This is a genomic window from Thioclava sp. ES.031 (assembly GCF_002563775.1).
Lineage (GTDB): Bacteria > Pseudomonadota > Alphaproteobacteria > Rhodobacterales > Rhodobacteraceae > Thioclava.
The window spans coordinates 259,254-271,941 of record NZ_PDJO01000001.1 but is presented as its reverse complement, the minus strand read 5'-3'; the positions used below and the strand labels follow the sequence as shown (position 1 = coordinate 271,941).

The 12,688-nt window shown below is 64.7% G+C and carries 14 protein-coding genes and 1 tRNA gene; 9 read left to right on the top strand and 6 right to left on the bottom strand.

Features of this window, described 5'->3' with window-relative positions:
- Nucleotides 1–17 precede the first annotated feature (17 nt).
- The 5 genes from AXZ77_RS19445 to AXZ77_RS01390 all read left to right on the top strand — a co-directional run bounded on the left by AXZ77_RS19445 (nucleotide 18) and on the right by AXZ77_RS01390 (nucleotide 2,169).
- Nucleotides 18–176: a hypothetical protein gene (locus tag AXZ77_RS19445; protein WP_176535929.1), complete on the top strand. Its 159-nt coding sequence runs from the start codon at nucleotides 18–20 to the stop codon at nucleotides 174–176.
- A gap of 21 nt (nucleotides 177–197) precedes the next feature.
- Nucleotides 198–1,079 (top strand): SPFH domain-containing protein, encoded by an 882-nt coding sequence (locus AXZ77_RS01405; protein ID WP_098409749.1) that lies wholly within the window; start codon nucleotides 198–200, stop codon nucleotides 1,077–1,079.
- Nucleotides 1,079–1,354 (top strand): NfeD family protein, encoded by a 276-nt coding sequence (locus AXZ77_RS01400; protein ID WP_078522376.1) that lies wholly within the window; start codon nucleotides 1,079–1,081, stop codon nucleotides 1,352–1,354. The genes AXZ77_RS01405 and AXZ77_RS01400 overlap by 1 nt, the downstream gene beginning before the upstream one ends.
- Before the next feature lie 112 nt (nucleotides 1,355–1,466).
- On the top strand, nucleotides 1,467–1,772 hold the full coding sequence (locus AXZ77_RS01395) for a hypothetical protein (protein ID WP_098409748.1): 306 nt from the start codon (nucleotides 1,467–1,469) through the stop codon (nucleotides 1,770–1,772).
- A gap of 157 nt (nucleotides 1,773–1,929) precedes the next feature.
- The gene (locus AXZ77_RS01390) at nucleotides 1,930–2,169 is read left to right on the top strand and encodes a hypothetical protein (RefSeq protein ID WP_098409747.1); all 240 of its coding nucleotides are present in this window, start codon (nucleotides 1,930–1,932) and stop codon (nucleotides 2,167–2,169) included.
- 10 nt (nucleotides 2,170–2,179) lie between these two features.
- Here AXZ77_RS01390 and pyrF read toward each other — a convergent pair whose 3' ends face one another.
- The gene (pyrF, locus tag AXZ77_RS01385; RefSeq protein ID WP_078522415.1) at nucleotides 2,180–2,881 is read right to left on the bottom strand and encodes an orotidine-5'-phosphate decarboxylase; all 702 of its coding nucleotides are present in this window, start codon (nucleotides 2,879–2,881) and stop codon (nucleotides 2,180–2,182) included.
- An 80-nt stretch (nucleotides 2,882–2,961) separates the two neighbouring features.
- Entirely contained in the window at nucleotides 2,962–3,171 is a 210-nt protein-coding gene (locus AXZ77_RS01380) for a hypothetical protein (RefSeq protein WP_098409746.1), read from the bottom strand.
- Between the two features lie 196 nt (nucleotides 3,172–3,367).
- On the opposite strand from AXZ77_RS01380, the gene clpB reads away from it, so the two are divergent.
- Both clpB and AXZ77_RS01370 read left to right on the top strand, forming a co-directional pair.
- Nucleotides 3,368–5,989: an ATP-dependent chaperone ClpB gene (gene clpB, locus AXZ77_RS01375; protein WP_098409745.1), complete on the top strand. Its 2,622-nt coding sequence runs from the start codon at nucleotides 3,368–3,370 to the stop codon at nucleotides 5,987–5,989.
- Between the two features lie 156 nt (nucleotides 5,990–6,145).
- Entirely contained in the window at nucleotides 6,146–7,408 is a 1,263-nt protein-coding gene (locus AXZ77_RS01370; RefSeq protein WP_098409744.1) for a DNA polymerase IV, read from the top strand.
- Between the two features lies 1 nt (nucleotide 7,409).
- Here AXZ77_RS01370 and AXZ77_RS01365 read toward each other — a convergent pair whose 3' ends face one another.
- The gene (locus AXZ77_RS01365) at nucleotides 7,410–8,276 is read right to left on the bottom strand and encodes an N-formylglutamate amidohydrolase (RefSeq protein ID WP_098409743.1); all 867 of its coding nucleotides are present in this window, start codon (nucleotides 8,274–8,276) and stop codon (nucleotides 7,410–7,412) included.
- A gap of 180 nt (nucleotides 8,277–8,456) precedes the next feature.
- On the opposite strand from AXZ77_RS01365, the gene AXZ77_RS01360 reads away from it, so the two are divergent.
- Together AXZ77_RS01360 and ykgO are read left to right on the top strand one after the other, a co-directional pair.
- A tRNA-Val gene (locus tag AXZ77_RS01360) sits at nucleotides 8,457–8,531 on the top strand.
- Between the two features lie 81 nt (nucleotides 8,532–8,612).
- Complete coding sequence (gene ykgO, locus AXZ77_RS01355; protein ID WP_038074920.1) at nucleotides 8,613–8,738, top strand: type B 50S ribosomal protein L36; 126 nt, start codon at nucleotides 8,613–8,615, stop codon at nucleotides 8,736–8,738.
- Between the two features lie 95 nt (nucleotides 8,739–8,833).
- Here ykgO and AXZ77_RS01350 read toward each other — a convergent pair whose 3' ends face one another.
- From AXZ77_RS01350 to AXZ77_RS01340, 3 genes are all read right to left on the bottom strand, one after another.
- Nucleotides 8,834–10,483, bottom strand: a complete 1,650-nt coding sequence (locus AXZ77_RS01350; protein ID WP_176535928.1) for a peptidoglycan-binding protein — start codon at nucleotides 10,481–10,483, stop codon at nucleotides 8,834–8,836.
- Between the two features lie 52 nt (nucleotides 10,484–10,535).
- Nucleotides 10,536–11,756 carry a phenylacetate--CoA ligase family protein gene (locus AXZ77_RS01345; RefSeq protein ID WP_098409741.1) on the bottom strand — a complete coding sequence of 407 codons (1,221 nt, stop codon included), beginning with the start codon at nucleotides 11,754–11,756 and terminating at the stop codon, nucleotides 10,536–10,538.
- Nucleotides 11,757–11,845: 89 nt separating this feature from the next.
- Nucleotides 11,846–12,670, bottom strand: a complete 825-nt coding sequence (locus AXZ77_RS01340) for an ABC transporter ATP-binding protein (RefSeq protein WP_098409740.1) — start codon at nucleotides 12,668–12,670, stop codon at nucleotides 11,846–11,848.
- Nucleotides 12,671–12,688 lie beyond the last annotated feature (18 nt).

Genomic DNA, 12,688 nt, shown 5'->3' with positions numbered 1-12,688 from the left:
TTGATGGAATTCGCCTGATGGGCGTGCTGTTCGGCTTTCTCGCGACGGCGAGCAGTCGTATCGTCGGGATAAGCTTCGCGCTCGCGGTCTGGCTCATTTCACGGCCCGGAGGCTGGGCCGTGCTCGTGGTGCTGACATTGCTCGCCTTGCGCGTGTTTCCCGGTAACCAAGTTTAAGTTCAGAAGGTCGAGGCCCAAATGCTTTTCCCGAATTCCCTAACCGGCAGCGATATCGTGATGATCGCCGTCGCGGTGCTGCTGATCCTGTCGGTCTTCCTCGGCGTGCGGATCGTGCCGCAATCCGAGAAGCACGTCGTGGAGCGCTTCGGGCGGCTGCGCGCGGTGCTCGGCCCCGGCATCAACTTCATCGTGCCGTTCCTCGACCGGGTGCCGCACAAGATCTCGATCCTCGAGCGCCAGCTGCCCAACGCGATGCAGGACGCGATCACCGCCGACAACGTGCTGGTGAAAGTCGAAACCTCGGTCTTCTACCGGATCACCGAACCGGAAAAGACCGTCTACCGCATCCGCGATGTTGATGCCGCGATCGCGACGACGGTAGCGGGGATCGTGCGCTCCGAGATCGGGGTGATCGAGCTCGACGAGGTACAGTCGAACCGCGCCCGCCTGATCGAGAAGGTCCGCGAACAGGTCGCCGTGATGGTGGACGATTGGGGGATCGAGGTGACCCGCGCCGAGATTCTCGACGTCAATCTCGACGAGGCGACCCGCGCCGCGATGCTGCAACAGCTCAATGCAGAACGCGCGCGCCGGGCGCAGGTGACCGAGGCCGAGGGTAAGAAGCGCGCGGTCGAACTCGCCGCCGAAGCCCAGCTGTTCCAGGCGCAGAAAGAGGCCGAGGCGCGCCGCGTCTCAGCCGATGCCGAAGCCTATGCCACGGAGGTCGTTGCCGAAGCCATCGCGAAGAACGGCTTGGAGGCCGCGCAATATCAGGTCGCGCTGAAACAGGTCGATGCGTTGGCTCAAGTTGCCAAGGGCGAAGGCAAGCAGACCGTGATCCTGCCTGCCGCAGCCCTCGAGGCCTTCACCGACGCCTTCCAGCTTCTGAGGAAAGCGTGATGGACCTCTGGCAACTTCCGTGGGTCTGGGTTCTGGCCGGTCTGGTGCTGGGCGGGGCCGAGATGATCATCCCCGGCTTCATCTTCCTTGGCTTCTCGATCGGGGCGGTAATCACCGGCGGGCTGATCTGGATCGGCATCGTCGGAAAGTCGGTGCCGATCACGCTGATCACCTTCGCGGTTCTGTCGATCATCGCATGGCTCGCGCTGCGCAAACTGATGGGCGTGCGGCGCGGTCAGGTGAAACAATGGCATGACGATATTAACGAGAACTGAAGACATGTGACGAAACCGCTGCCGGCGGGTTCTCGCGCATCGCGGGAACTGGACGCGGGCCATCGATGTTCTCTCGCCAATACAGAGAGATGAACATCGACAGGAGATCATCATGTCTGACACGCATAATCACGAACGCTCGGGTCTGGGCGGCATCTATTTCGTTCTGGGCGCGGTCGTCGTCGCCCTCGGCATCGTTCTTTGGCTCATGATGTCGCCCGGGGACGAAAGCGCCAGCACCGCGCCCACGGAGAGCGATGCGAGCGCCACCTCGGTCACGATCGAGAACAACGACAACGCAGCCCCGGCGGACTCGTCGAGCGCCGACGCCTCGGGCGATGCGGCGGCCAGCGGCAGCAGCACCGACACGAGCGGCGCCTCGGCTGAGGCCACCACGCAGAGCGGCGGTTCTAACTGATTCCGGCCCTCGTAGATCACGTGCAAGTGAAGCGGCGTCCTGCGGGGCGCCGTTTCATTTTGCGCCATGCTCCGCCTATCTGATGACGGGAGGAGGAACGCAGGTCAGAGCCTCGCGTTTCCTTTACCGAGGGATCAAAGCGAAGAGGCAAGCAAGAATGGCCAAGGATTCGAACCGACAGAGCAGTCTCGGCGGCGTGATACTCACCCTCGTCGCTCTGGCTGCAGCGCTGGGTGTCGTGGTCTGGCTCGTTGCCGATACGCCGATCGACGGGGGGGACGACGTCGCCACCGATCCGCCGAGCGAGCAGCAGATATCCGACCCGAATGCCGCACAGGTCAACGTGGCGCCCGACTCGAAGACGAGCGGCCCGGCGACAGGTGGCGACGGTCAGTAAGAGACGCTAATCAGCCCTGCAGTTCTTTGAGGATCGCTTCCGCCGCAGCCCGCGGATCGGGCGCGCGGTGGATCGGACGGCCGACGACGATATGGTCGGCACCTGCGCCCACGGCAGCCGCCGGGGTCGCGATCCGCTTCTGATCGCCAAGATCGGCCCCGGTCGGACGCACACCCGGCGTCACGATCAGACGGCCCTCCGCCTCGGGCAGCGCGCGGATCATCGCGGCTTCCTGCGGCGAGGCGATCACGCCATCCGCACCAGCCTCGAACGCGCGCCCCGCACGTTCCGCCACGAGATCGCTGATGGCGCCGTCCTTGATCAGCGCACCGTTCAGGTCCTCGCGGTCGAGCGAGGTCAGGATCGTCACGGCGAGAATTTTCAAATCGGTGCCCGCGGCGCCTTCCTTGGCGGCCTTCACCACATAGGGGTCGCCATGCACGGTCAGGAAATCGAGGTCGAACTGCGCCAGCCCGCGCACGGCATTCTCGACAGTCGCGCCGATGTCGAACAGCTTCATATCGAGGAAGATGCGCTTGCCCTGATCCTGCTTTAGCTCGCTGGCCAGCGCGAGGCCGCCGCCGGTGAGCATCCCCAGACCGATCTTGTAGAAGGACACCGAGTCGCCCAGCTGGTTCGCCAGCACGAGGCCTTCATAGGCGCTCGGCACGTCGAGGGCGACGATGAGACGGTCGTCGGCGGGCAGGGTCATGTCGGTCATCGCGGGGCGCTCCTTTTCAAGATCGCCCCCTGATGCGGATCAATCACCGCTACGTCAAGCCGTTCGCGGGATCACAGCCCGCCGATGCCACGACGCTGCGCTTCGCGGGTCAGCGCGCGGGCAAGCTGGCGATGCGGAATATTCGGGCTGGCTTCGACGCGAACAGGCACCCGCAGCGGCTGCGCGATTCCGGGGGTGAAGAATTCGACGACCGCCTCGAAACGGCGCTGCGCGGCGTTGTAAATCAGGCGCGCGATGCGCGTGGCGCTGGCATGATGCATCCTCGGAGCCTCCTGTGTGGGTGTCCCTGCGTAAACGCTAAACCTTGCGTTTTGGTTTCCTTCTGCGGCGAAATGGTCGCCGAAAAGCTCTTGAACCGGGATGCGCCACATCCCATTTTTCATAACGAGACCCGGTCAGGACGGCGCCTATTCAGGGCCAGACACATCCCGGGGGCTTTAAAAAAGGAGAATGCCGATGAACATGGAGAAGTTCACGGAGCGGTCTCGCGGTTTCCTTCAGGCCGCGCAGACGATCGCGATGCGCGAGGGTCATCAACGTGTGGTGCCCGAGCATCTTCTGAAGGCTTTGATGGATGACGATCAGGGGCTGTCGGCCAACCTGATCAAGCGCGCCGGCGGCGAACCTGCCCGCGTGCTCGAAGCCGTCGATCTGGCAGTGTCGAAACTGCCGAAAGTGTCGGGCGGCGACGGGCAGGTCTATGTCGAGCAGAGCCTCGTGCGCGTGCTCGACGAGGCTGAGAAGATCGCCAAGAAAGCAGGCGACAGCTTCGTCCCGGTGGAGCGGGTTCTGATGGCTCTGGCCATGGTGAACACGCGCGCCAAGGATGCGCTCGATGCGGGCGCTGTGACGGCGCAAAAGCTCAACGCCGCGATCAACGATCTGCGCAAGGGCCGCACTGCGGATTCGGCCTCGGCCGAAGAAGGCTATGAAGCGCTCAAGAAATACGCGCGCGATCTGACCGAGGCCGCCGAGCAAGGCAAGATCGACCCGATCATCGGTCGTGATGACGAGATTCGGCGCACCATGCAGGTGCTGAGCCGTCGGACGAAGAACAACCCGGTTCTCATCGGCGAACCCGGCGTGGGTAAGACCGCGATCGCGGAGGGCCTCGCGCTGCGCATCATCGACGGTGACGTGCCGGAGAGCTTGCGCGACAAGCGGCTGCTCGCGCTCGACATGGGCGCGCTGATCGCCGGTGCGAAATATCGCGGCGAGTTCGAAGAGCGTCTGAAAGCGATCCTCAAGGAAATCGAGGCCGCTGCGGGCGAGATCATCCTCTTCATCGACGAGATGCACACGCTCGTCGGCGCCGGGAAATCCGACGGCGCGATGGATGCGGCGAACCTGATCAAGCCGGCGCTGGCCCGTGGTGAGCTGCACTGCGTGGGCGCCACGACGCTCGACGAGTATCGCAAATATGTCGAGAAGGACGCGGCTTTGGCCCGGCGTTTCCAGCCCGTGATGGTGGAAGAGCCGACGGTCGAGGACACGATCTCGATCCTGCGCGGCATCAAGGAGAAATACGAACTCCACCACGGGGTGAAAATCTCCGACTCGGCGCTGGTCTCGGCGGCGACGCTCTCGCATCGCTATATCACCGACCGCTTCCTGCCCGACAAGGCGATCGACCTCGTGGACGAGGCCGCCTCGCGTCTGCGCATGGAAGTGGACAGCAAGCCCGAGGAGCTCGATGCGCTCGACCGTCAGATCCTGCAGATGCAGATCGAAGCGGAAGCGCTGAAGAAAGAGGACGACACCGCGTCGAAGGACCGTCTCGAGAAGCTCGAGAAGGAACTGGCCGATCTGCAGGATCGCGCTTCGGAAATGACTGCCAAGTGGCAGGCCGAGCGGGACAAGCTGGAATCGGGCCGGAGCCTGAAAGAGCAACTCGACAAGGCCCGGGCCGAGCTCGATCAAGCCAAGCGCGAAGGCAATCTCGCCCGCGCCGGTGAGCTCAGCTACGGCATCATCCCGAGCCTCGAGAAGCAACTCGCCGCAGCCGATGAGGCCGAAGGCGAGGAGCTGATGGTCGAGGAATCGGTGCGTCCCGAGCAGATCGCCGAAGTGGTCGAACGCTGGACCGGTATCCCGACCTCGAAGATGCTGGAGGGCGAGCGCGAGAAGCTGCTGAAGATGGAAGACGAGCTGCACAAGCGCGTCGTCGGTCAGGATGCAGCGATCACCGCCGTGTCGAACGCCGTGCGCCGTGCGCGGGCTGGGCTGAATGACGAGAACCGTCCGCTGGGTTCGTTCCTCTTCCTCGGCCCGACCGGCGTGGGTAAGACCGAGCTGACCAAGGCCGTCGCGAATTACCTGTTCGACGACGATCAGGCGATGGTGCGGATCGACATGTCCGAGTTCATGGAGAAACACTCCGTAGCCCGGCTGATCGGTGCCCCTCCGGGCTATGTCGGCTATGACGAGGGTGGCGTTCTGACCGAAGCGGTCCGGCGGCGTCCCTATCAGGTCGTGCTGTTCGACGAGGTCGAGAAGGCGCACCCGGACGTGTTCAACGTGCTGCTGCAGGTGCTCGACGATGGTGTGCTGACCGATGGGCAGGGCCGCACGGTCGATTTCAAGCAGACGCTGATCGTGCTGACCTCGAACCTCGGCTCGCAGGCGCTCAGCCAGCTGCCGGAAGGCACGGATGCGGGCGAGGCCAAGCGTCAGGTGATGGATGCGGTGCGGGCGCATTTCCGCCCCGAATTCCTGAACCGTCTCGACGAGATGGTGATCTTCGATCGCCTGAACCGCGAGAACATGGACGGGATCGTGGAAATCCAGCTCAAGCGGCTGGAGACGCGTCTGGCGCAGCGCAAGATCACGCTGGATCTGGACGAGTCGGCCCACAAGTGGCTCGCCGATGCAGGCTACGACCCGGTCTATGGCGCACGTCCGCTGAAGCGGGTGATCCAACGCGCGTTGCAGGACCCGCTGGCCGAGGCGATCCTTGGCGGCGAGATCATGGATGGTGCGACGGTCGAAGTCACGGCGGGCCCGAACGGCCTGATCGTCGGCGGCCATGCGGCGCCTCTGGGTGGCACGAAGCCTGCCGATGGCGTGCCGCTGCACTAAGGCCAGCTGAATACCGATTGAGAGGGGCGGAGCGATCCGCCCCTTTTTCGTCAGCGTCAGGGGCGCTGCCCCTCTTGGCTACGCCAATTCACCCCGGGATATTTCCGCCAAGAGGAAGAGAGAGTATCTAAGGGGTGTTTCCCGGATCGAGTCCCCATGCCTGCCCTTTGCCGCGATTGCCTGAAGAGTTTTGACGAGGCGCCGAAGCGTTGCCCCGCCTGCGGCAAGGCGCGGATCGTGGCGCATCCGGAGCTGTTCGACCTGCCCATCGCGCATATCGATTGCGACAGCTTCTATGCCTCGGTCGAGAAGCGCGACAATCCCGAACTGTCTTCGCAGGCGGTGATCGTGGGCGGTGGCACGCGCGGGGTGGTGACGACCTGCTGCTACATCGCGCGAATCTCGGGCGTGCGCTCGGCCATGCCGATGTTTCAGGCCCGCAAACTGTGCCCGGACGCAGTGATCATCAAACCGCGGATGGAGCATTACGCCAATGTCTCGCGCGAGATCCGGGCGAAGATGGTCGAGCTGACGCCGCTGATCGAGCCGCTCTCGCTCGACGAGGCGTTCCTCGATCTGGGCGGGACGGAGCGGCTGCATCATGCGCCCCCGGCCCTCCTGATGGCGCGGCTCGCGCGCGAGATCGAGACGGAGATCGGGGTCACGGCCTCGGTCGGTCTCTCGCATAACAAGTTTCTCGCCAAGATCGCCTCGGACCTCGACAAGCCGCGCGGATTTTCGGTGATCGGGCGCGGCGATACGGAAGAGTTTCTCCGCGACAAGCCGGTGTCGATCCTCTGGGGCGTGGGGGCGGCGACGCGCTCGGCCCTTGGGCGCGCGGGCATCCGCACGCTCGCCGATATCCGCCGCGCGGGGCTGTCGCGGATGGAGGACCGTTTCGGCGCATCGGGGCGGCGGCTCTTTGAGTTGGCCAGCGGTCTCGATGCGCGGCGGGTCTCTCCAGACTCGCCGATGAAATCGGTCTCGAACGAGACCACCTTCAACACCGACATCGCCGATCGCGAGGCGCTGATGGGCAAGCTATGGCATCTGGCCGAGAAGGTCTCGGCCCGGATGAAGGCGCGCGATCTGGCGGGGCGGACGGTGACGCTGAAGCTGAAGAAGGCCGATTTCGCGACCGTGACCCGGCAGACCCGGCTGGAGGAGCCGAGCCAATTGGCCGACACGCTTTATCGCGCGGGCGAGACACTGTTCGACAAGCTGCCGAAGGGCCAAGCCTACCGCTTGATCGGCATCGGGTTTTCGGATCTCACGGCAGCCGATGGGCGCGACCCGGCGGGCGATCTGCTCGACCCCAATGCGGGCAAGCGCGCAAGCGCGGAGCGGGCCAAAGATGCGATCCGGGCGCGATTCGGGGCGGATGCGATCCGCAACGGGCGCGGCTGGGACGGGGAGTGAGTCACTCCGCCGCGTGGCGCAGCGGATGCGCCCCGAGATCGGCGATCTGACGCGCCGCCCGGCTCATCAGCGCCGCGAACGCATTGAAATTCTCGTTCGGTGCGATGCGGTGCTGATCCATGTAGAGGGCGCGGTCGATCTCGATCTGGATCGCGTGATACCCCTCGCGCGGATGCCCGTAGCGCTGCGTGATATAGGCCCCGGCAAAGGGGCTGTTGCGCGCCACGTTCAGCCCTTCGCCTTCGAAGATCAGTTCGATCTCGCGCACGATCTCGCGGTCGGCGCTGGTGCCGTAGCGATCGCCGAGCACGATCTCCGCGCGGCGCGGCCCGCTCGCGGCCAAGGCCTCGGACGGCATCGAATGCATATCGAGCAGGATCGCCTGCCCGAAAGCCCCATGCGCCTCGGTCATCAGCGCCTCGAGCTGCGCGTGATAGGGCCGCCAGACATGGTTGATCCGCGCCTCGGCCTCGATCATCGGGATCTTGCCGCGATAGATCGCCCGCGCACCGGACACCACGCGGGGAATCACCCCGAGACCGGCAGCGACGCGCGGCCCCGGATGCGCCCGGTCGAGCCCGGCGATCAGCGCCGAATCAAGTTCGTCCTCCGCCCGGTTGAGATCGACCCAGGCCCTCGGATACTGCGCGCAGAGAAGCGGCGCGCCGAATCGCGGCACATCCGCCAGCAGCTCATCGACGAAAGCGTCTTCGGAAGACCGCAGGCGCAGCATGTCCAGAACGGCCCGTTCCTGCAGGCTAAGCGGGTATTGCGCACCGGAATGGGGCGAGGCGAAGACCGCAGCCGTCCGCAACGCCTTGGGGCGATCCAGCCGGAACGGCGGCAAAAGGGCTGGGCTGTCGGACATGAAACCTCTTATGATCGCCTAATATCTTACACTGGAACGCTTTCGCGCCAAAACCCTCTTGAAAGCCGTTTCGACTCTTTATATAGACCCCCAGACCGACGCGACACCGCGCCTTTCGGTTCCCTTCGCGGCCTAGCCGCAAGCGCGAATCAAAGGTACCAAACGGGATCGCACGGGTGTGGGCGGTTAGCTCAGCGGTAGAGCACTACGTTGACATCGTAGTGGCCACTGGTTCGATCCCAGTACCGCCCACCATCTATTCACCGCCCCCGGCTTGCAAGCCCGGGGCATTCGTTTTTCAAGGCGCACCGCGCGCCGCGATACAGGAGAAGGCCGATGAAGGTCCGCAACTCGCTCCGCTCGCTCAAGCAGCGTCATCGCGATTGCCAGGTCGTGCGCCGCAAAGGCCGCGTCTACGTGATCAACAAGACGCAGAAGCGCTTCAAAGCCCGTCAGGGCTGAGGCAGCCGAGCCGAAACGAATAAAGGCCGCGCCAGGGATTTCCCGGCGCGGCCTTTTCCTTTGTTCAGCGCGTCGAAGCTGAGAGGGATCGACGCTTAACGCGCGCCGATCGCCCCGGCCAGAAGCTGCGCCACGGTGGCCTGATCGAGATAGCCGGTGGCTTCCAGCCCGCCTGCGGTCTGATAGCGGCGAATCGCGCGGCGGGTATCCTTGTCGAACACACCGTCGACCTTGCCGGGCTTCAGCCCCATCTGGGCAAGCCGTTGCTCCACCAGAGATTTCGCGACGCCGGGCAGACCGAGAGCGGCTTCTTTCGCGGCGGCTTCCTTCATCGCGTCGCTTTGCTGATTCTGTTGCTGCAGCTCGGCGATGCGCGCCTCGGCCTCGGCTTTGAAGGCCGGGTCGGAGCGGCTTGCCAGATAGTCGCGGTAGCTGGCGATGGTGTCGGCTTTGCGCGCGGCGTCCCAGTCCGCGCGGTCGGCAGCCTGAGCCTCGGAACGGCGGTCGGCTTCGATCTTGTCGAGACGCTCCTGCGCGAGTTCCGCAAACAGCCCGTCGGGATATTTCTTGAGATAGGCGCGCAGCCCGGCCTCATCGCCCGCCTTGCCGGTCTGCTCCCAATAAGCGCGGTCTTCTTGATCGATCTTGGCCTGACGTGCCTCGGCCTCGGCCTTCAGCTCGGCCGCGCGCTTCTCGCCCTGCGCCGAAAGTGCGGTGAGCTGGGCGCGGGTCAGATAACTCGTATCGTCGAAGCCGTTGGCTTTCTGCCAGCGCGAGATCGCCCCGCGCGAGCCCGGCCCGAAGATGCCGTCGACGCCTTTCGGGTCGAATTTCAGGATCGTCAGGTTCTGCTGCACCTCGCGCTTTTGATCGCGGCTGAGGTTCAGCGCCTCTTCCGTAGCCTTCGCTTGCCGCTGAGGCTCGTCTCGCAGCTGCTGGATACGCTGCTTCGCCTGAGCGGCATTGGTGCCATTCGGATAGCGGTCGAGATAGAGCTGATAGGCGGTAATCGTGTCCTCGGAGCGCGCCATGTCCCAATACGGGGCCGACGGGTCAGCCTCGGGGGTCTTCACCGGGGCAGGCTTCTTGCCCGACGGTTCGGTGACTAGGGTGAAATCCTGTGGCATGTAGCCGCTTGCGCGCAGGTCTTCGGATTGCGCCGATTGCATCAGCGAGGCGCCCGGCTCGGTCAGATCGCCCGACATCAGGCTGGCCACATCCTTAGGGCTGCCGCGCAGCACCGTCACGCCCTGCGGAATGTCGAGCGTGCCGATCCCCGGTTGGGTCAGGCCCTGACCGTTGCCCGCGTCATCCGCCGACCCAAGCAGCAGAACCGCGCGCCCCGGATGGGCCGCGAGCACGGTCATCACGGCCGACAACGGCAGCGCCTCGCTCACAGCTTCGGGCAGCGAGGTGTCGCGGGCGTCGACCGGCAGATACCACGTCTCGCCGTCGGAATGGACAAAACGGCCCGAGAGCGCCACGACCAGCCGCTCGGCCTCGGGCGCACGGGTCACGAAATCGCGGAAGCGGGACCGGATCTCGGCCGCGTCGGCGTCATCCTCGATCAGCACCGAGAAGCCCGCCGTCTGCAGCTTTGCCTCGCTATCGGTCAGCGCGGTGCCCGAGCGAAGATCGTCGATCCGCTGATAATCGGAATTGCCCAGCACCAGCGCCAGATCGGCGGCATGGGCGGGAAGGCCAAGCGCCGCGATCGCGGCACCTGTCAGAAGAAGTTTACGCATGGGGTCCTCCACTCTCTTTTCGGAGAAACCCCTCAGGTGCGCGCGCGGTTCCTCAGTCGTATTTGCGCTGGTCGTCGATGACCTTCCCATCATTGGGCAAAGAGCCGGGCGACACCAGTTCGATCACGCCCTTCATCTTCAGCGCCTCGCGGATGCCACCGTCGAAGCGGGCGGGATCGTCGGCCTCGGTCTCGATCTGCACGGTCATCACGTCCATCTCGCCGTCGCGGGTGGCGATGACGCGGGCCTTTTGCACCTCTGCATGGGCCGAGACGAAGCTGGCGACCTGCTCGGGGCGCACGAACATGCCCTTGATCTTGGTCGTCTGATCGGCGCGCCCCATCCAGCCCTTGATGCGCATATTGGTGCGCCCACAGGGGCTGACGCCTTCCATCACCGCCGAGAGATCGCCAGTGGCGAAGCGGATCAGCGGGTAGTCGGGGTTGAGCGTGGTCACGACGACTTCGCCGACCTCGCCGGGGGCCACCGGATCGCCGGTGCCGGGGCGGACGATCTCGACGATCACGCCCTCGTCCACGATCATTCCCTCCATCGCGGCGCTCTCATAGGCGATATTGCCCAGATCGGCGGTGGCGTAGCATTGCAGGCAGGCGATGCCGCGATCCGCATAATCCTGACGCAGGCTCGGGAAGAGCGCGCCGCCCGACACGGTAGCCTTGGTGATTTTCAGCGCCTCGCCCATCTCCTCGGCCTTCTCGAGAATGATGCGCAGGTAATCGGGCGTGCCCGCGTAAGTGGTGGTGCCGATATCGACGGCGGCACGCACCTGCAGTTCGGTCTGGCCGGTGCCTGCGGGCAGAACTGCGGCGCCCACCGCGCGCGCGGCATTCTCGAACATCATGCCCGCCGGGGTGAGGTGATAACCAAAGCAGTTCTGCACGATATCGCCGGGACCGACGCCTGCGGCATGGACGAAACGCCCCAACCGCCACCAGTTGTGGCTGGTATCGCCGGGCTCATAGATCGGGCCGGGCGACTGGAAGATATGCGCGAAGGCATGGGCGGGTTTCGTGACCAGCCCGCCGAAGGGCGGCGCGCCTTTCTGCGCAGCGCCAAGGTCGGATTTGCGCAGCACCGGCAGCTTCGCGAGCGCCTCGCGCGAGGTGATCGCGCTCGGATCGACGCCGTGCAGATGCGCCGCGATCCCCGGAGCCTTCATCGCCGCGCCGATCAGAGCCGGCAGGCACTCCGCCAGAGAGGCCTCACGCGCGTCGGCGCTGCGGGTTTCCAATTCGTCGAAATGTTCGCCCATCTCTCGACCCTTTCCGTTCAGCGGACAGACCGCTCCTGTGCCGCGGCAAAAATGCTGCGCAGCAATTCTATTGAATCAATAAGTTACCGTTACGCCAGCCAGCGCTTGCGGCGGCGATAGCTGCGCACGTCGCGGAAGCTCTTGCGGCCTTCGTCGGACATGCCGAGGTAGAATTCCTTCACGTCCGGGTTCTCGCGCAGCTCGGCTGCGGGACCGTCCATCACGATGCGCCCGCTCTCCAGAATGTAGCCGTAATGGGCGTAGCGCAGCGCGACATTGGTGTTCTGCTCGGCCAGAAGGAAGGTCACGCCCTCGTTCTCGTTGACCGATTTCACGATCTCGAAGATCTGCTCCACCAACTGCGGCGCGAGACCCATCGAAGGTTCGTCCAGCAGGATCGTCTCGGGGCGGCTCATCAGCGCGCGGCCCATCGCGACCATCTGCTGCTCCCCGCCCGAGGTATAGCCCGCCTGCGATTTGCGGCGTTCCTTGAGGCGCGGGAAATAGGTATAGACCATCTCCAGGTCGTCCTGGATCGCGGCGCGCCCGTCCTTGCGGGTATAGGCGCCGGTCAGCAGGTTTTCCTCGACGGTCAGGTGTTCGAAGCAATGGCGCCCCTCCATCACCTGGATCACGCCCTTGCGGACCAGATCGGCGGGGGAGCCGTCCTGCACCCGTTCGCCGCGATAGGTGATCGAGCCTTTCGTCACCTCGCCGCGCTCGGATTTGAGCAGGTTGGAGATCGCCTTGAGCGTCGTCGTCTTGCCCGCGCCGTTGCCGCCCAGAAGCGCGGTGATCCCGCCCTTGGGCACGCTCAGGCTCACCCCTTTCAGCACGAGGATGACGTGATTGTAGATCACCTCGATATTGTTGACCTCGAGAAGGGTGTTATCGGTTTTCGAAGCGTCGAGCATGGTTCTCTCCGGGACGTT